Source organism: Streptomyces nymphaeiformis, from assembly GCF_014203895.1.
Lineage (GTDB): Bacteria > Actinomycetota > Actinomycetes > Streptomycetales > Streptomycetaceae > Streptomyces > Streptomyces nymphaeiformis.
The window spans coordinates 587,415-604,946 of record NZ_JACHJY010000001.1 but is presented as its reverse complement, the minus strand read 5'-3'; the positions used below and the strand labels follow the sequence as shown (position 1 = coordinate 604,946).

General features: G+C 72.3%; 16 protein-coding genes and 3 tRNA genes. 9 read left to right on the top strand and 10 right to left on the bottom strand.

Annotated elements, in window-relative coordinates; translation table 11 throughout:
* Window positions 1–230 precede the first annotated feature (230 nt).
* The 3 genes from GGE06_RS02640 (at window position 231) to GGE06_RS02630 (ending at window position 2,054) form a co-directional block, all read left to right on the top strand.
* Window positions 231–752, top strand: coding sequence for a hypothetical protein (locus GGE06_RS02640; protein WP_147321099.1), 522 nt, complete (start codon window positions 231–233; stop codon window positions 750–752).
* Window positions 753–840: 88 nt separating this feature from the next.
* Window positions 841–1,416 (top strand): SigE family RNA polymerase sigma factor, encoded by a 576-nt coding sequence (locus GGE06_RS02635; RefSeq protein ID WP_246532290.1) that lies wholly within the window; start codon window positions 841–843, stop codon window positions 1,414–1,416.
* The gene (locus GGE06_RS02630) at window positions 1,413–2,054 is read left to right on the top strand and encodes a hypothetical protein (RefSeq protein WP_116161135.1); all 642 of its coding nucleotides are present in this window, start codon (window positions 1,413–1,415) and stop codon (window positions 2,052–2,054) included. Before GGE06_RS02635 ends, GGE06_RS02630 begins: the two co-directional genes overlap by 4 nt.
* Before the next feature lie 129 nt (window positions 2,055–2,183).
* Here the strand turns inward: GGE06_RS02630 and GGE06_RS02625 are convergent.
* The 3 genes from GGE06_RS02625 to GGE06_RS02615 form a co-directional block, all read right to left on the bottom strand.
* Window positions 2,184–2,260 (bottom strand) — tRNA-Ile (locus GGE06_RS02625).
* Between the two features lie 166 nt (window positions 2,261–2,426).
* A tRNA-Asn gene (locus GGE06_RS02620) sits at window positions 2,427–2,499 on the bottom strand.
* 5 nt (window positions 2,500–2,504) lie between these two features.
* A tRNA-Asn gene (locus GGE06_RS02615) sits at window positions 2,505–2,577 on the bottom strand.
* Between the two features lie 134 nt (window positions 2,578–2,711).
* On the opposite strand from GGE06_RS02615, the gene GGE06_RS02610 reads away from it, so the two are divergent.
* The 4 genes from GGE06_RS02610 (at window position 2,712) to GGE06_RS02595 (ending at window position 8,252) form a co-directional block, all read left to right on the top strand.
* Window positions 2,712–3,026 carry a YtxH domain-containing protein gene (locus GGE06_RS02610; RefSeq protein ID WP_184929927.1) on the top strand — a complete coding sequence of 105 codons (315 nt, stop codon included), beginning with the start codon at window positions 2,712–2,714 and terminating at the stop codon, window positions 3,024–3,026.
* 29 nt (window positions 3,027–3,055) lie between these two features.
* Window positions 3,056–4,495, top strand: coding sequence for an FGGY family carbohydrate kinase (locus GGE06_RS02605; protein ID WP_116161133.1), 1,440 nt, complete (start codon window positions 3,056–3,058; stop codon window positions 4,493–4,495).
* A 95-nt stretch (window positions 4,496–4,590) separates the two neighbouring features.
* Window positions 4,591–6,324 (top strand): ABC transporter ATP-binding protein, encoded by a 1,734-nt coding sequence (locus GGE06_RS02600; RefSeq protein ID WP_184929926.1) that lies wholly within the window; start codon window positions 4,591–4,593, stop codon window positions 6,322–6,324.
* Window positions 6,324–8,252 (top strand): ABC transporter ATP-binding protein, encoded by a 1,929-nt coding sequence (locus tag GGE06_RS02595; protein WP_116161131.1) that lies wholly within the window; start codon window positions 6,324–6,326, stop codon window positions 8,250–8,252. The genes GGE06_RS02600 and GGE06_RS02595 overlap by 1 nt, the downstream gene beginning before the upstream one ends.
* A gap of 51 nt (window positions 8,253–8,303) precedes the next feature.
* On the opposite strand, the gene GGE06_RS02590 is transcribed toward GGE06_RS02595, so the two are convergent.
* From GGE06_RS02590 to GGE06_RS02565, 6 genes are all read right to left on the bottom strand, one after another.
* Window positions 8,304–9,311, bottom strand: a complete 1,008-nt coding sequence (locus GGE06_RS02590; protein ID WP_376773490.1) for an RNA polymerase sigma factor — start codon at window positions 9,309–9,311, stop codon at window positions 8,304–8,306.
* A 117-nt stretch (window positions 9,312–9,428) separates the two neighbouring features.
* Entirely contained in the window at window positions 9,429–11,318 is a 1,890-nt protein-coding gene (gene dnaG, locus GGE06_RS02585; RefSeq protein ID WP_116161130.1) for a DNA primase, read from the bottom strand.
* 66 nt (window positions 11,319–11,384) lie between these two features.
* Window positions 11,385–12,644: an NAD(P)/FAD-dependent oxidoreductase gene (locus GGE06_RS02580; protein ID WP_184929924.1), complete on the bottom strand. Its 1,260-nt coding sequence runs from the start codon at window positions 12,642–12,644 to the stop codon at window positions 11,385–11,387.
* A 125-nt stretch (window positions 12,645–12,769) separates the two neighbouring features.
* Complete coding sequence (locus GGE06_RS02575) at window positions 12,770–14,086, bottom strand: deoxyguanosinetriphosphate triphosphohydrolase (protein ID WP_116161128.1); 1,317 nt, start codon at window positions 14,084–14,086, stop codon at window positions 12,770–12,772.
* A gap of 35 nt (window positions 14,087–14,121) precedes the next feature.
* Window positions 14,122–14,820 (bottom strand): sirohydrochlorin chelatase, encoded by a 699-nt coding sequence (locus GGE06_RS02570; protein ID WP_116161127.1) that lies wholly within the window; start codon window positions 14,818–14,820, stop codon window positions 14,122–14,124.
* Window positions 14,817–14,984 (bottom strand): hypothetical protein, encoded by a 168-nt coding sequence (locus GGE06_RS02565; protein WP_181924637.1) that lies wholly within the window; start codon window positions 14,982–14,984, stop codon window positions 14,817–14,819. Before GGE06_RS02565 ends, GGE06_RS02570 begins: the two co-directional genes overlap by 4 nt.
* Window positions 14,985–15,172: 188 nt before the next feature.
* On the opposite strand from GGE06_RS02565, the gene GGE06_RS02560 reads away from it, so the two are divergent.
* Window positions 15,173–16,006, top strand: coding sequence for a class II glutamine amidotransferase (locus GGE06_RS02560; RefSeq protein WP_116161126.1), 834 nt, complete (start codon window positions 15,173–15,175; stop codon window positions 16,004–16,006).
* A gap of 4 nt (window positions 16,007–16,010) precedes the next feature.
* Here the strand turns inward: GGE06_RS02560 and GGE06_RS02555 are convergent, their stop codons facing one another.
* A complete protein-coding gene (locus GGE06_RS02555; protein ID WP_184929923.1) occupies window positions 16,011–16,715 on the bottom strand; it encodes a hypothetical protein in 705 nt (234 codons plus the stop codon).
* Between the two features lie 77 nt (window positions 16,716–16,792).
* Here GGE06_RS02555 and GGE06_RS02550 point away from each other — a divergent pair, with 77 nt between their 5' ends.
* A complete protein-coding gene (locus GGE06_RS02550; protein ID WP_116161124.1) occupies window positions 16,793–17,515 on the top strand; it encodes an aquaporin in 723 nt (240 codons plus the stop codon).
* The last annotated feature ends 17 nt before the right edge of the window (window positions 17,516–17,532 follow it).

Sequence of the window (17,532 nt, the reverse complement as noted above, 5' to 3'; positions counted from 1 at the left end):
TGACCGCTCCACAGACCGGTGAAGCAGCGACGTAGAAAACATGAACGCGAGGGAGAAGCCCTTGGGAGATGTGTGGGGGCCTCGCGTGTGACGAGCACCACACGTGACGGGGCGTCGCGTGGAGCAGCGTTCCGCGGCGCGGGTGCCGTCTGGGGGGTGGACGGGACGAACGGGCCCGTCCGCTCCGGCCCGGGTGGCCGGAGGCCGACGTTGTTTGGTCTGGAGGAACTGTGACGACTTCCATCGGTGCGCGCAGGCGGAGGCGTGGACGGCTGGCCGCGGTCGCGGGGGCCGCGGTGCTCGCGACGGGCATGGGGACGGCGGTCGCGGCGTCCGTGAACACGGCCCCGGTGCCGGCGGCGCCCGCGGTCGCTTCCTCCGGAGCGGCCTCCGTGGCCGGTTCCGTGCGGGTGGTCGCGCCGGGCGAGCGGATCGCCGCCGGCGCCGACGAGCTGTGGCTGACGGCGGAGGGCCTGCACGTGGGCGCCACCGCCCCGGAGGTCCTCCGGGTGGCCGGCGTGCTCCCCGGGAAGGTGGCCACGATCGCCCGCGGCGACGCCTCCGGTGCGCTGTTCGCGGGGATCTACCGCGGTCCGGTGACGGCGACGACCACGGTCACCCTCACCGTCGGGGGCCGCACGCTTCAGGCGAAGGTGGTGGCCCTGGCCGGCAAGCCGGGCTGGGCCGCCTACTACGTCTTCGACGCGAAGGCGAAGGCCTCCATGAAGCCCTCGATCACCGTCCGGACCTAGTCGCATACCGTCGCCGCCGCCCCAGGACGGGGCGGCGGCGAACCCGGCACGTGTCCTTCACCGTCCCCGTCTCTCCCCCGAGGTCCGGTTGAGCAACGCCGACGACTCGAACAGCGCCGACGACGAGTTCCACGCCTTCATGACCGTCCGCTGGCCCAGCCTGATGCGCACCGCGTATCTGCTGACCGGCAGTCACCACGACGCCGAGGACCTGGCCCAGAACGCCCTGGCCCGCGCCTACTCCAAGTGGGACAGGGTGCGGCACAGTGACGACATGGCCGCGTACGTCCGCAAGATCATGATCAACGTTCACGCGGACGGGTTCCGCCGGCGGACCGTCCGGGAGTGGTTCACCTCACGGCTTCCGGAGACCGCGGTGGCCGACCGGACCGCGCAGGTGGAGCACCGCGGCGCGCTCATGGACGCGCTCGCCCGGCTGCCCCTGCGGCAGCGGTCCGCGGTGGTGCTCCGCTACTTCGAGGACATGGCTCCCGCCCAGATCGCCGCGGCCCTGGGGACCCGGGAGAGCACCGTACGCAGCCAGATCGCCCGCGGTCTGGCCGTACTCCGCGACGACGGCGTCCTGGCCGCCCTGGCCGGACGCCCCCGGGAACCCCGTGACCACCCGAGCGACGCGGTCGCGCTGAAAGGAATGCCCCGATGACCCAGGACGAGACCCTGGCCGCGGCGCTCCACGAGGCCGCCGCGGCCGTGCCGGTGGGTACGGCCCCGACGGCGGCCGTGATGCTGCGGGGAAGGACGATCCGCCGGCGCCGCAGGGCGATGCGGTCCGCCGTCGTGGCGGCCGCGGTGCTCGTCCCGGTGGCCGGTGCGGCGTTCTCCGCGACCTTCGACTCCCCTTCCACGCCCCCCGCGCCCTCGGCGCCGGCGCCGGCTCCGGCGGCCGTGCGGGTGGTGGATCCGGGCGAGAAGGTGCCGCTCGGCCGCGGCCACACGATGCGGCTGACCGCCCAGGGCCTGTACCTGGGGGTGCCGAAGGCCACGGAGCAGCTGGTGAAGGCGGCCGAGGTGCCCGGGGGAAAGATCTCGGCCACCGCCTCCGGCGACGGCGGCGGCACCGTGTGGGCCGGCATCTACCGCGGCCCCGAGCGGCCCGCCGGGGTGACCCTCTCCGTGGGGGGCCGGACGGTGGGCGCCCGCATCGTCACGCTGCCCGGCAGCCCCGGCTGGGTCGCCTTCCACGCGTACGCCACGCGGGCCGGAACGGACGGCAGCACGATCACCGTCCTGGGCGCCGACGGCACGGTCCTGGCGACGCTGGCCAAGCCCGGCAGAGGCTGAACCACCGCGCGCCCGTGAGGCATCGGGGTGATGTCGGCGTGTCGCTCCGCGTTCCCGCGTGAAGCGGGTGCACCGTGGGACGAAAGAGCCCGCAGTCGCAGACGAAACCTTCCTGCGACCACGGGCGTGTGGTGGGGCGGGTGGGACTCGAACCCACGGCCGACGGATTATGAGTCCGCTGCTCTAACCGGCTGAGCTACCGCCCCGAACGGTGAGGCGCGTACATGTGTGCGCGCCGTCTGCCGCAGCATAGCCGCTCATACGATCTCCTGCTCCGGATGATCGGCTCTGCTCGACCATGAAGACCGCACCGCGCTCCGTATGGTTCCCGTACACGCGAAAAAGGACCCCGAAGGGTCCTTTTCCGTCTCGCTCCCCCGACTGGACTCGAACCAGTAACCCTCCGGTTAACAGCCGAATGCTCTGCCAATTGAGCTACAGGGGATCGCGCTCCCCCGACTGGACTCGAACCAGTAACCTGCCGGTTAACAGCCGGCTGCTCTGCCAATTGAGCTACAGGGGATTGCTGCGTTGCATCGATCGGCTCCACCTGGCCCTTGCCGGGCGGCGCTCGCTCGCTGCGAGACATACATTAGCGCAAGCAGGGGGGTGCTCCGCCAATCGGTATCCCCAGGGCCTCCAGGAAGGATCGCCGCCGTGCGGTACAAGCTGACGTTCGTCGTGGGACTCGCCGTCGGTTACGTGGTCGGCACGCGGGCCGGACGCGAGCGCTACGAGCAGATGAAGAAGTCGGTGAAGGGCTTCGCCCAGAACCCCGCCGTACGGAACGCGGCCGAGTCCGCCGCCCAGACCGGCCGCCAGGCCGCGGGCAGGGCGGCGCACCTGGTGGGCGACAAGGTGGGCGACCGGCTGCCGTCCGCGGTGACCGACCGGGTCCACGCGCTGCGCGAGCGGCAGCGGGGCAACGGCAAGGTCTACGAGGACGACGACTGGGGCACCAGCAACACCTGAACCCCTCCGGTACGGCAGAATCATGTGTCATGGGGATAGTCGCCGGACTGGACAGCTCTGCGGAGTTCACACGCATCGTCGTCTGTGACACGGACACGGGTGCCGTACTGCGGCAGGGGTACGCCGCGCATCCCGGCGAACCGAAGGCCGTCGACGTCGATCCGCAGAACTGGCTGCTCTCGCTCGGGGAGGCCGCCACCGGCGGGCTCCTGGAGGGCGTGGAGGCCATCGGCGTCTCCGCCCAGCAGCACGGGCTCGTGCCGCTCGACGCGCAGGGCGGCCTGGTGCGGCCCGCGCTCGTCCGCAACGACAAGCGGGCGCAGGTCGCCGCCGCCGACCTCGTCGAGTCGCTGGGCGGACGGCAGGCCTGGGCCGAGGCCGTCGGCAGCGTGCCCGGCGCCGGGCAGCCCGTCGCCAAGCTGCGCTGGCTGGCCCGGAGCGAACCCGAGAACGCCCAGCGGGTCGCGATGATCCTCCAGCCGCACGACTGGCTCGTCTGGCAGCTCCTCGGCCGGCCCGCCCGCCGCACCACCGACCGCGGCGCCGCCTCCGGCACCGGCTACTGGTCCGCGCGGACCGGGGTCTACCGGCCCGACCTCGTCGACCTCGCGCTCGGCCACCAGGCCATGCTGCCCGAGGTCCTCGGCCCCTCCGACGCCGCCGGCATCACCCCCGAGGGCCTCCTCGTCTCCGCCGGCACCGGCGAGACGATGGCCGCCGCGCTCGGCCTCGGCCTCGGCCCCGGCGACGCGGTCGTCTCGCTCGGCGCCTCCGGCTCCGTGATGGCCGTGCACCACGAGGCCCTCGCCGACCCGAACGGCATGATCACCTCCTTCGCCGACGCCACCGGCATGCACCTGCCGGTCGTCTCCACCTCCAATGCCGTGCGGGCGCTGCGCGGGACCGCGGAGATGCTGGGCCTGGAATCGCTGGACGAACTCTCCGCGCTGGCGCTGAAGTCGACGCCCGGGGCCTCCGGGCTCGTCCTGCTGCCCTATCTGGAGGGCGAGCGGACGCCGAACCTGCCGCACACCGCGGGCACGCTCAGCGGGCTGCGGCGCGAGTCGATGAAGCCCGAGCACCTGGCGCGGGCGGCGTTCGAGGGGATGCTCTGCGCGCTCACCGACGCCATGGACGTGCTGCGCGGGCGGGGCGTCGAGGTGCGGCGGGTGTTTCTGCTCGGCGCGGCGGCCGCCCTGCCGGCCGTGCAGGCGCTGGCGCCGGCGCTGTTCGGCGCGCAGGTCGTCGTCCCGCAGCCCGCCGACTACGCGGCGCTCGGCGCGGCCCGGCAGGCCGCCTGGGCGCTCGGGGTCGCGCGGGGCACGCTGTCCCCGGCCGCTCCCCCGGCCTGGCAGGGCGCGGTCGCTCAGATCCTGGAGCCCGGCGACGACCTGTCGGCGGGGCAGGCGGTGCGGCAGCAGTACGTGGCGACGCGGGAGCAGATCCACCCCGGCGCGTTCGGCTCCTGAGGGGCGCACGTGCGTTCGTAAAGTCTTGACCAGGGCTCCGGCCGCGCCCCGAAACCGTTCGTAACGTCACAGGGGCGCGGGCGATAGTAGGAGCCGTGCTCATAAGACTTCTCCGAACCCACCTGCGGCCCTATCGAAAACCCATCGCGCTGCTCGTCCTGCTGCAGTTCCTGCAGACCAGCGCGAGCCTCTACCTGCCGACCCTGAACGCCGACATCATCGACAACGGTGTCGTCAACGGGGACACCGGCTACATCCTGCGCTTCGGCGCCCTGATGGTCGGCATCTCCGTCGTCCAGGTCGTCTGCAACATCGGAGCCGTGTACTACGGCGCGCGCACCGCCTCGGCGCTCGGCCGCGACGTGCGCGGCGCGGTCTTCGACCGGGTGCAGTCCTTCTCCGCGCGGGAGCTCGGCCACTTCGGCGCCCCCTCGCTGATCACCCGTACGACCAACGACGTCCAGCAGGTCCAGATGCTGGTCCTGATGGCGTTCACCCTGATGGTCTCCGCGCCCATCATGTGCGTCGGCGGCATCGTGATGGCCCTCGGCCAGGACGTCCCGCTGTCGGCCGTGCTGCTCGCGGTGGTGCCGGTCCTCGGCGTCTCCGTCTCGCTGATCGTGCGGAAGATGCGGCCGCTCTTCCGGACCATGCAGACGCGCCTCGACACGGTGAACCGGGTGCTGCGCGAGCAGATCACCGGCAACCGGGTCATCCGCGCCTTCGTGAAGGACGGGTACGAGGAGGAGCGCTTCCGGGGAGCCAACGGCGAGCTGACCGACGTGTCGATGGCGACCGGGCGGCTGATGGCGCTGATGTTCCCGACGGTGATGACCGTCGTGAACGTCTCCAGCGTGGCCGTGGTCTGGTTCGGCGCGCACCGCATCGACAGCGGCGGGATGGAGATCGGCGCGCTGACCGCCTTCCTCGCCTATCTGATGCAGATCGTGATGGCCGTGATGATGGCCACCTTCATGTTCATGATGGTGCCGCGCGCCGAGGTCTGCGCGGAGCGCATCGAGGAGGTCCTCGGCACCGAGACGAGCGTCGTGCCGCCGGCCGAGCCGGTGACGAAGCTGCTCCAGCGGGGGCACCTGGAGGTCAAGGGTGCGGACTTCCGGTACCCGGGCGCGGAGGAGTCGGTCCTCAAGGACGTGGCGCTCGTCGCCCGCCCCGGTGAGACCACCGCGATCATCGGTTCGACGGGCAGCGGCAAGTCGACGCTGCTCGGGCTCGTGCCCCGGCTCTTCGACGCCACCGGCGGCGAGGTCCTCGTCGACGGCGTCGACGTGCGGAGGCTCGACCCGTCCCTGATGGCGAAGACCGTGGGGCTCGTCCCGCAGAAGCCGTACCTGTTCTCGGGGACGGTGGCGACGAACCTGCGGTACGGGAAGCCCGACGCGACCGACGAGGAGCTCTGGCACGCCCTGGAGGTCGCCCAGGCCGCCGACTTCGTACGGAAGCTGGAGAACGGTCTGAACGCCCCGATCGCACAGGGCGGCACCAACGTCTCCGGCGGGCAGCGGCAGCGGCTCGCGATCGCGCGGACGCTCGTGCAGCGGCCGGAGATCTACCTCTTCGACGACTCCTTCTCCGCGCTCGACTACGAGACGGACGCCCTGCTCCGGGCCGCGCTGGCCCGGGAGACGGCCGACTCGACCGTGGTGATCGTCGCCCAGCGCGTGTCGACCATCCGCGACGCCGACCGGATCGTCGTCCTCGACGAGGGCCGGGTCGTGGGCACCGGACGGCACCGCGAGCTGATGGCGGACAACGAGACGTACCGGGAGATCGTGCTCTCCCAGCTGACCGAGGCGGAGGCAGCCTGATGGCCGGTCCTGGCGGACGCATGATGGCCGGTGGCGGCCCCGACCAGCGGTCGATGGACTTCAAGGGCTCGGGCAAGCGGCTGCTGAAGCAGCTGGCGCCCGAGCGCAGGACGCTCTGGGTGATGCTGATCGCCGGCGTGCTGTCGGTGGCGGCCTCCGTGGTCGGACCGAAGATCCTCGGCAAGGCGACGGACCTGATCTTCGCGGGGGTCGTCGGGCGGAACATGCCCGAGGGCGCCACGAAGGCGCAGGCCCTGGAGAAACTCCGCGCCTCCGGCGACAGCGGCATGGCCGACATGCTGTCCGGGGTCGACTTCACCCCCGGGCAGGGCATCGACTTCGGCGCGGTCGGCGAGGTCCTGCTGTGGGTCCTCGCGATCTACGTGGCGGCGGGCCTGCTCATGCTGGTCTCCACCCGCATGTCGATCAAGGTGATCAACCGGACGGTCTACCGGATGCGGGAGGACGTCCAGACGAAGCTGGCACGGCTCCCCCTCTCGTACTTCGACAAGGCGAAGCGCGGCGAGGTGCTGTCGCGGGCGACCAACGACATCGACAACATCTCGCAGACGCTCCAGCAGTCGATGGGCCAGCTGATCAACTCGCTGCTCACGATCGTCGGCGTGCTCGGGATGATGTTCTGGATCTCGCCGCTGCTCGCGCTCGTGGCGCTGGTGACGGTGCCGGTCTCGGTGTTCGTCGCGGCGAAGATCGGCAAGCGCTCGCAGCCGCACTTCGTGCAGCAGTGGAAGTCGACGGGCGCGCTCAACGCGCACGTGGAGGAGATGTACACCGGGCACAGCCTGGTGAAGGTCTTCGGCCGGCAGGAGGAGTCCGCGAAGGACTTCCGCGAGCAGAACGAGGCGCTGTACGAGGCCGGGTTCAAGGCCCAGTTCAACAGCGGCGTGATGCAGCCGGTGATGTTCTTCGTCTCGAACATCAACTACGTCCTGGTGGCCGTGGTCGGTGGTCTGCGGGTGGCGACCGGCACCCTGTCCATCGGCGACGTGCAGGCCTTCATCCAGTACTCCCGCCAGTTCTCCATGCCGCTGACGCAGGTCGCGTCGATGGCGAACCTGGTGCAGTCCGGTGTCGCCTCGGCGGAGCGGATCTTCGAGCTGCTCGACGCGGAGGAGCAGGAGCCGGACGGCCCGACGAGCGAGAAGCCGATCGACCTCAAGGGCAAGGTCGCCCTGGACCAGGTGTCCTTCCGTTACGAGGCAGACAAGCCGCTCATCGAGGACCTGTCGCTCACGGTGGACCCCGGGCAGACGGTCGCGATCGTCGGCCCGACCGGCGCCGGCAAGACGACCCTGGTGAACCTGCTGATGCGGTTCTACGAGGTGACGGGCGGCCGGATCACCCTGGACGGGGTGGACGTCGCGAGGATGTCCCGCGAGGAGCTGCGCAAGGGCATCGGCATGGTCCTCCAGGACACCTGGCTCTTCGGCGGCACCATCGCGGACAACATCGCGTACGGCGCCACGCGCGAGGTGACCCGGGAGGAGATCGAGGAGGCCGCGCGCGCCGCGCACGCCGACCGGTTCATCCGGACCCTGCCCCAGGGCTACGACACGGTCATCGAGGACGACGGGGCGGGCGTCAGCGCGGGTGAGAAGCAGCTGATCACCATCGCGCGGGCGTTCCTGTCCGACCCGGTGATCCTCGTCCTGGACGAGGCGACCAGCTCGGTCGACACCCGTACCGAGGTCCTCATCCAGAAGGCGATGGCCCGACTCGCCCACGGGCGCACGTCGTTCGTGATCGCGCACCGGCTCTCCACGATCCGGGACGCGGACGTGATCCTGGTGATGGAGAACGGCTCGATCGTCGAACAGGGCACGCACGAGGAGCTGTTGGCGTCCGGCGGGGCCTATGCCCGGCTGTACGCGGCGCAGTTCGCGCAGGCGGTCGCCGAGGTCGACTGACGCCTCGCGAACCGGGGGGTGTCCCGCCTGACCGGCGGGGCACCCCCCTCGTCAGTCCAGGTAGCCCCTGAGCTGGTCCGCGTAGGCGTGGTCCCGCAGCTTGTTGAGGGTCTTGGACTCGATCTGGCGGATGCGTTCGCGCGTCACGCCGAAGATGCGGCCTATCTCCTCCAGGGTGCGGGGCCTGCCGTCGTCCAGGCCGTAGCGGAGCTGGACGACCTTCCGTTCGCGCTCGCCGAGGGTGGAGAGGACGTCCTCCAGGTGGCGGCGGAGCAGCAGGAAGGCGGCGGACTCGACGGGCGAGGCGGCGTCGCCGTCCTCGATGAGGTCGCCGAGGGCGACGTCCTCCTCCTCGCCGACGGGGGCGTGCAGGGAGACCGGTTCCTGGGCGAGGCGGAGGACCTCGCCGACGCGCTCGGGGGCCAGGTCCAGCTGGGCGGCGACCTCTTCGGCGGTGGGCTCGTAGCCGCGCTCCTGGAGCATGCGGCGCTGGACGCGGATGACCCGGTTGATGAGTTCGACGACGTGCACGGGGACGCGGATGGTCCGGGCCTGGTCGGCGAGGGCCCGGGACATCGCCTGGCGGATCCACCAGGTGGCGTACGTGGAGAACTTGTAGCCGCGCGCGTAGTCGAACTTCTCGACGGCCCTGATGAGGCCGAGGTTCCCCTCCTGGACGAGGTCGAGCATGGTGAGGCCGCGGCCCACGTACCGTTTGGCGACGGAGACGACGAGGCGGAGGTTGGCCTCGATGAGCTTGCGCTTGGCGATCCGGCCGAGGACGACGAGCCGGTCCAGGTCGTACGCCAACTGCGTGTCCAGATCGGGGGTGTTGGCGAGCTTCTCCTCGGCGAAGAGCCCCGCCTCGACGCGGCGGGCGAGCTCCACCTCCCCCTCGGCGCTGAGCAGCGGGATGCGGCCGATCTCGCGGAGGTACTGGCGGAAGAGGTCGGAGGAGGGGCCGTTGCCGCCGAGGTCGCCGGTGCGGCGGCGCTGGACGGGTATCTCGGGGAGTTCGGCCTGCTCGTCCGTTCGGGTGGTCTGGATCTCGGTCTGCACGGCGGGCGACCTCCAGGAGGGGCGGAACGGCACCGTCACCCAGTGTGGGGTACGACACATCGCCGCCACGAGGGGCGTGCGGTGACTTTTTGAGACCGCCCTGTGACCGAGGGTAGGTCAGAGGGCGGCGGCGCCGTTGTTCCTCAGGGACTGCCCGTACTGGGTGAGGACCCACAGCTCGTTCTGCACGGCGGCGAGCTGCGCGGGGTCGCCGTTCGGGCCGAGCCGGGCGAGGGTGCCCTGGACGTCGCGGATGCGCCGGTCGACGGCGCGGAGGCGGACGGTGACGAGCTGGTCGCCGGCGTAGGCCTCGTCGACGGTCTTGGCGAAGATCGTCTCGACGGCGAGTTCGGTGACGAGGGACCGGACCGAGTCGTTGGGAGCGGCCTCGCGGACGGCGTCGAGGTAGTCGGAGGGGGCGCCGGTGGCGCCGCCCGCGTCCTGGACGCACTGCCGGACGGCCGCGTAGGGCGGGGCGGTGAACTCGTCGGTCCCGTAGGCGTCGAAGGCCGGGGAGACCAGTTCGGGGCGCTGGAGGGCGAGCTTGAGGAGCTCCCGCTCGGTGCGGTGGGCGGGGCTGCGCAGGTTGAGCGCGGGGCCCGAGGGGGCGGCGGCCGGGGCGGGGGTGTCGTACGTCCGCTGGGGCTGCCGGCGGTCGGGGCCCCGCTCGCCGCCCTGCCGCTGCCAGCGGGCGATCTGGGCGACCCGCCGGACCACGAACTGGGTGTCGAGGATGCCGAGCATGCCGGCGAGCTGGACGGCGACCTCGTGCTGCGAGGCGATGTTCTTGATCTTCGCGACGATCGGCGCGGCCTCGTCGAGCGCGGCGGCGCGTCCCGCCGGGGTCTCCAGGTCGTACCTGGTCACGATCTGGCGGAGCGCGAACTCGAAGAGCGGGGTGCGGGGCTGGACGAGTTCGGCGACGGCCTCGTCGCCCTTGGCGAGGCGGAGCTCACAGGGGTCCATGCCGTCGGGGGCGATCGCGATGTACGTCTCGGCGGCGAACTTCTGGTCGTCCTCGAAGGCCCGCAGGGCGGCCTTCTGGCCGGCGGCGTCGCCGTCGAAGGTGAAGATGACGCGGGCCGAGCCGTTGTCCATGAGGAGCCGGCGGAGGATCTTGATGTGGTCGCCGCCGAAGGCGGTGCCGCAGGTGGCGATGGCGGTGGTGACGCCGGCGAGGTGGCAGGCCATGACGTCGGTGTAGCCCTCGACGACGACGGCGCGGCTGACCTTGGCGATGTCCTTCTTCGCCAGGTCGATGCCGTAGAGCACCTGGGACTTCTTGTAGATCGGCGTCTCGGGGGTGTTGAGGTACTTGGGCCCGTTGTCGTCGTCGCGGAGCTTGCGCGCGCCGAAGCCGACGATCTCGCCGCCGACGTCCTTGATCGGCCACATGAGGCGGCCGCGGAAGCGGTCGATGGGGCCGCGGCGGCCGTCCTGGGAGAGGCCGGAGAGGATCAGCTCCTTGTCGGAGAAGCCCTTGCCGCGCAGGAAGCGGGTGAGGTGGTCCCAGCCGGCCGGGGAGTAGCCGACGCCGAAGTGCTCGGCGGCGGCCTGGTCGAAGCCGCGCTCGGCGAGGAACTTCCGGCCGATCTCGGCCTCGGGCGAGCCGAGTTGGTCGGCGTAGAACTGGGCGGCGACCTTGTGCGCCTCGATCAGGCGGATGCGCTCCCCGCGCTGGTGGCCCGGGTTGTAGCCGCCTTCCTCGTACCGCAGGGTGATGCCCGCCTTCGCGGCGAGGCGCTCGACCGTCTCCGAGAAGGAGAGGTGGTCGATCTTCATCACGAAGGCGATGGTGTCGCCGCCTTCCTGGCAGCCGAAGCAGTGGAAGAGTCCCTTGCTGGGGCTGACCTGGAAGGAGGGCGACTTCTCGTCGTGGAAGGGGCAGAGGCCCTTGAGGTTGCCGCCGCCCGCGTTGCGCAGCTGGAGGTACTCGGACACGACGGCGTCGATCGGGACCGCGTCCCGTACCGCCTTCACGTCGTCATCGTTGATCCTGCCTGCCACGCATGAAGTGTACGGGGGTCCGGGGGTCGCCCCCCGGAGGATGTGGGGCCGGGTGAACCGGACCGATCAGATCAGGCTCTCCAGGGGTACGGAGGGGTCGGCGAGGGCCTCCGGGTCCACGGGCGTACGGGCGCGGATGAGGTTCTGGATGGGCTCTGTGACGTCCCACACATTCACGTTCATCCCGGCGAGGACCCGGCCCTCCTTGAGCCAGAAGGCGATGAACTCGCGCTTGCCGGTGTCGCCGCGGACCACGACCTGGTCGTACGCGCCGGGCGGCGCCCAGCCCGAGTACTCCATGCCCAGGTCGTACTGGTCGGTGAAGAAGTAGGGCACCCGGTCGTACGAGACGCGCTGCCCGAGCATGGCGCGGGCGGCGGCCGGGCCGCCGTTGAGGGCGTTGGCCCAGTGCTCGACGCGGAGCCGGGTGTGCAGGAGCGGGTGCTGGACGGCGGCGATGTCGCCGGCGGCGAAGACGTCGGGGTCGGAGGTGCGCAGGGACTCGTCGACGGCGACGCCGCCGCCGTCGGCCCGGTCGACGAGGGCGAGGCCCGAGTTCTCGGCGAGGGCGGTGCGCGGGGCGGCGCCGATGGCGATCAGGACGGCGTGGGCGGGGTGCTCCTCGCCGTCGTCGGTGCGGACGGCGAGGACCATGCCGTCCTGGCCGGTGATCTCGGTGAGCCGGGCCCCGAAGTGGAAGCGGACGCCGTGGTCGGTGTGCAGGTCGGCGAAGAGCTGGCCGAGCTCGGGGCCGAGGACCCGGTGCAGCGGGGTGGGGTCGGCCTCGACGACGGTGACCTCGGCGCCGTACTGGCGGGCCGCGGAGGCGACCTCCAGGCCGATCCAGCCGGCGCCCGCGATGACCAGGTGGCCGTTGTCGCGGCCGAGCTTCCTGAGCTCGTGGCGGAGCCGCTCGGAGTGGGCGAGCCGGCGCAGGTGGTGGACGCCGGCGAGGTCGGTGCCGGGGATGTCGAGGCGGCGCGGCTCGGCGCCGGTGGCCAGGAGCAGCTTGTCGTACGCGATGGCGGTGCCGTCGCCGAGGCGGACGGTGCGGGCCTCGCGGTCGACGGCCGTGACGGTCTGGCCGCGGTGGAGCTCGACGTCGTGCTGGGCGTACCAGGCGGCCTCGTGCACGAAGACGGAGTCGCGCTCCTCCTTGCCGGTCAGGAAGCCCTTGGAGAGGGGCGGGCGCTCGTAAGGGTGCTCGCGTTCGTCGCCGATGAGGATCACCCGGCCGTTGAACCCCTCCTCGCGCAGGGTCTCCGCCGCCTTGGCCCCTGCCAGGCCTCCGCCGACGATGACAAAGGTCTGATCTGCGTCGACCACGTCGATTCCTCCTCTTTGCGACCGGTTCCAACCTACGCCCCCGGGCGTTCGTCCCGTCGTACCTCCCCGGGCCGTGCCTGCGAGGGTCCCGTACGGAGGGAGGCGGCGGAAGAGGGCCGTCGGCCCTAGCGGGGCGCGCGCAGGCGGGCGTGGAGGGCCCGGGCGGAGGCGTCGGTGAGGTTGGCGATCTGGTCGACGATGACGCGCTTGCGGGCCCGGTCGTCGCGGGCCGTGTCGAACGCGGCCCGGAACTGGGGTTCGAGTCCGTCGGGGGCGCGGGTGACGAGCGCCTCGGCGAGCTCGGCGACGACGATCCGCTGGTCGGCGCGGAGCGCCTCCTGCTCGGCGCGCTGCATCACGTACCGGTCGGCGACGGCCTTGAGGACCGCGCACTCGTTGCGGGTGGCGCGGGGGACGACGAGCTCGGCGCCGTACCGGCTCAGACGGCCCGATCCGTACCGCTCCCGGGTCGCGCCCTCGGCGGCGAGGCAGAAGCGGCCGATGAGCTGGCTCGTGGCGTCCTTGAGGCGGGCCTGGGCGACGGCCGAGCCGTCGTAGCCGTGCGGCCACCACTCCTGGTCGACGAGCCGGTCGAGGGCCTCGGCGAGCTCCTGCGGATCGGTGTCCTCCGGTACGTAGCGGCCGATGGCGACGGCCGCGATGTCGGCGCGCTCGGGCTCCGCGAAGAGCATGTTCGGGTCGATGTGCCCGGCGTGCAGCCCGTCCTCGAAGTCGTGCACCGAGTACGCCACGTCGTCCGACCAGTCCATGACCTGCGCCTCGAAGCACTTGCGGTGGGCCGGGGCGCCCTGCCGGATCCACTCGAAGACCGGCAGGTCGTCCTCGTACACGCCGAACTTGGGCGAGCCGGGGTCCTCGGGGTGACCGCCGCGCGGCCACGGGTACTTGGTGGCGGCGTCGAGGGCGGCGCGGGTGAGGTTGAGGCCGACGCTGACGAGCTCGCCCTCCTCGTCCTTGACGAAGCGCTTGGGCTCGATGCGGGTGAGGAGGCGGAGCGACTGGGCGTTCCCCTCGAAGCCGCCGCAGTCCTTCGCGACGTCGTTCAGCGCCTGCTCGCCGTTGTGCCCGAACGGCGGGTGGCCCATGTCGTGGGAGAGGCAGGCGGCCTCGACGAGATCGGGATCGCAGCCGAGGGCGGCGCCCAGCTCCCGCCCCACCTGGGCGCACTCCAGGGAGTGCGTGAGCCGGGTGCGGGGGCTGGCGTCCCAGGCCTGGCTGCGCGTGCCGGGCGTGACGACCTGGGTCTTGCCGGCGAGCCTGCGGAGCGCGGCGGAGTGCAGCACGCGGGCGCGGTCGCGCTGGAAGGCGGTGCGGCCGGGGCGCTTGTCGGGCTCGGCGGCCCAGCGCGCGGTCGCGGTCTCGTCGTAGCCGGGGGTGTCGGTGATGTCTGCGCTGTCCTTGGTGTCCTCGATGCCTGCCATGCGTCGAAGGTAACCGGAGGGACCGACAGAAGAGCTCAGACGGTGGCGAGTTCCCTCACGCGGGCGGTGTCATACCGGTGGAGGACCAGCCGGGCGAGGGCCGGGTGGGCGCCCAGCGGGTCCGAGGCGATCCAGGGGGCGTCGGCGGCGGCGCGGGCCGCGAAGAGGCCGGGGGCGGTGAAGCAGGACGCGACGGCGACGCGGCGGCCGCGGGCTTCGAGGGCGCGGACGGCGTCGGGGACGGTGGGGGCGGCGGCGGAGGCGTACGCGGGGACGACGGGCACTCCGCCGAGACGCTCGCCGAGGAGGGCGGCGATCTCCCGGATCACGGCGCGGGAGCGGGGGTCGCGGGACCCGGCGGAGGCGAGGACGACGCCGTCGCCTTCGTCCTCGCTCCAGCCGGCCTGGACGAGCCGGTCGACCAGGGCCTCGACGAGGAGGGGATGGGCGCCGAGGGGTTCGGCGACGCGGGCGCCGACGGCCGCCGCGGCGGCCGGCAGGTCGTGGGTGACGTGGTGGCCGGGGGCGAGGAGGAGGGGGACGAGGACGACGTCCCCGTCGACGGCGGCGAGCACGTCGCCGACGCGGGGGCTGTCGATCTCGATGTGCGCGAGCCGCACGTCGAGCCCCGGCCGCAGCTCCCGGACCCGGTCGAGGAGCCGGGCGAGGGTGGCCCGGGCCCGCGGATCACGACTGCCGTGGCCCACGGCGACGAGGGTGGGGGCGTCGGTCATGGGCGGTGGGCCTCCTCGTCGGACTTCTCGTGCTGTTCGGGTTTCTCGTACTTCTGCTGCCGGCGGCCGTACGGACGCACCTCGGCCAGTCGCGCCGCGAGCTGTCCGACGATCCTGTCGAGCAGTCCCGCGGCGGGGGCGAACGCGCTGTCCGGCTCCGTCATGCGCCGATCGTGGCGGGGCCGCATTGCCTGGCCGTTTCCGGCGCGTGACGTGTCGTGGGCGCCCCCCTCACGCCGGCCGTACCGCGCGCGTGCCGGTGGCACCCCGCCCGGAGGGAGCCGAGAATGGGAGGGCCGGACGGGGCGCGACGGCGCCCGCGGATCCGGCGGAGGGACCCAGGTGATCGCGTATGTGCCGATGGCTCGCGTACTGGGGAACGCCGGTGCTGCTGGACACCATCCTCTACAAGCCGGCCCACTCCCTGATCGACCAGAGCCTGCACTCGAAGCTGGGCGTCGAGACCACCAACGGCGACGGGTTCGGCGTCGGCTGGTACTCGGCGCACAACGACACCCCGGCGCTGCTGCGGGACGTCGGCCCCGCCTGGAACAACCGCAACCTGCGGGAGCTCGCCGACCACGTGCGGTCGCCGCTGTTCTTCGCCCACATCCGGGCGTCGACCGGGACGGCCGTGCAGCAGTCGAACTGCCACCCGTTCCGGCACGGACGCTGGATGTTCATGCACAACGGCGCCATCGCCGGGTTCCCCCTCATGCGCCGTGAGCTCACCCTGCTCGTCGACCCCGGGCTGTACTCCGACATCGAGGGCACGACGGACTCCGAGGTGATGTTCTACCTGGCCCTCACCTTCGGCCTGGAGCGGGACCCGCCCGCCGCCGTCGCCACGATGGCGGGCGTGGTGGAGCGGATCGGCCGGGAGCACGGGGTGGAGTTCCCCCTGCAGATGACGCTCGCCCTCACCGACGGCGAGCGCGTCTGGGCCTTCCGCTACTCCACCGCGCAGGCCTCCCGTTCGCTGTTCTACAGCAGCCGGGTGGACGCCCTGCGCCGGCTCCACCCGGACCTCGGGTTCCTGCAGCACGTGTCGGGGGAGACCCGTCTCATCGTCTCCGAACCCCTCGGCGACCTGCCCGGGGCCTGGAACGAGGTGCCGGAGAACAGCTACGGCGTCGTCCAGCCCGGGAACGACGAGCTGCACCGGTTCGCGCCCGTGGCGGCGTGAGGCCCTACGCGCCCAGCCATACGCGCAGGGGGCCCAGCTCCCCGAAGCCCGCCGCGCGGGCCGGCGGCAGGTCGTCGCCCGACTCGTAGCCGACGACCGGCCGGTCCGCGGGGACCGAGGCGAGGACGCCCGCCCACGCGGCGGACGGGTCCATGTCGCCGGCGGCGAACAGGTTGGAGACGCCCGTGACGCGGGCGCTCGCGCTGAGGACCCCGCCGCCGATGATCCGGCCGTCGTCCCCGTATCCCGCGACGATCGTCGTCGCCGGGTCCGCGAGGAGTTCGGGGCGGAAGAGCGCCGCGTCCTCGGCGTCGTCGCCGCTCCAGGCCAGGGCCCAGGCCGCGAGTTCCTCCGGGGTGCGCACCGGGCGCCAGTCGCCGGGAGCGGCAGGGGTCGGGAGGCCGGCCGGGCGGGCGATCCAACGCGCCTCGAAGAGGAGCCGGAAGCCCTCCGACGTCAGGTCCACGCGCGCGTAGCTGTCCTTGACCGAGGCCCCGGCCGTCGTGCGGTCGATGCCCGTCACGACGTCCCCCGCCCCCGCCTCCTCCGTCAGCGTCACCGCGTCCGGGTAGTAGAGCGGGGTGCGGGCCGTGCTCGTCCAGGCGCGGGGGCCGAAGGCGCCGGTCAGGCCGTGGGCCCGGCACATGCTCTGGCACCACTCGGCGTTGTTGCGGACCGCGGCCGCGAGGACCTCGTCGTCAGTGATCATGAAAGCGGATCGTACGAGAGTCCCGCCCCTCCCCTCCCCTCTTTTTTCCTTCCGAATCACGGAATATCTTTTCCGTTATGAGAATGTCCCCGCCCGCGCTCCCCCGGCGCGCCGCAGCCGAGTTCATCGGCACCGCCTCCCTCGTCGCCGTCGTCGTCGGCTCCGGCATCCGCGCCGACTCCCTGAGCCAGGACATCGGCGTCCGGCTGCTCGCCAACGCCGCCGCGTCCGCCCTCGGGCTCGGCCTGCTGATCGCCCTCATCGGCCCGCTCTCCGGCGCCCACTTCAACCCCGTCGTCACGCTCTCCGAGTGGTGGTCCCGGCGCCACGAGGGCAAGGGGCGCGACGTCCTCGCCTACATCGCCGCCCAGCTCGCCGGGGCCGTCACCGGCGCCCTCCTCGCCGAGGCGATGTTCGGGCGGGCGCCCGGCGCCTGGGCCACCGAGCCGCGCTCCTCCCTCCACCTGCTCCTCGGGGAGGCCGTCGCCACCGCCGGACTCGTCCTCGTCGTGCAGGGCCTGCGGCACATCGGCCGCCCCGGTCTCGCCCCGGTCGCCGTCGCCGGATACATCGGCGCGGCCATCTGGTTCACCTCCTCCGGCTCCTTCGCCAATCCGGCCGCCACCCTCGGCCGCTCCTTCTCCGACTCCTTCACCGGCATCGCCCCCGCGTCCGTGCCCGCGTTCGCCGCCGCGCAGCTGCTCGGCATGCTCCTCGGGATGGGCCTCGCGGGTGTGTTGTACGGAACAGGCGGCGCGTCCGGCGAACCGAACGCCGCCGAAGCGCGTCGGACGGGGTGACAGAACGCAGCCCCACC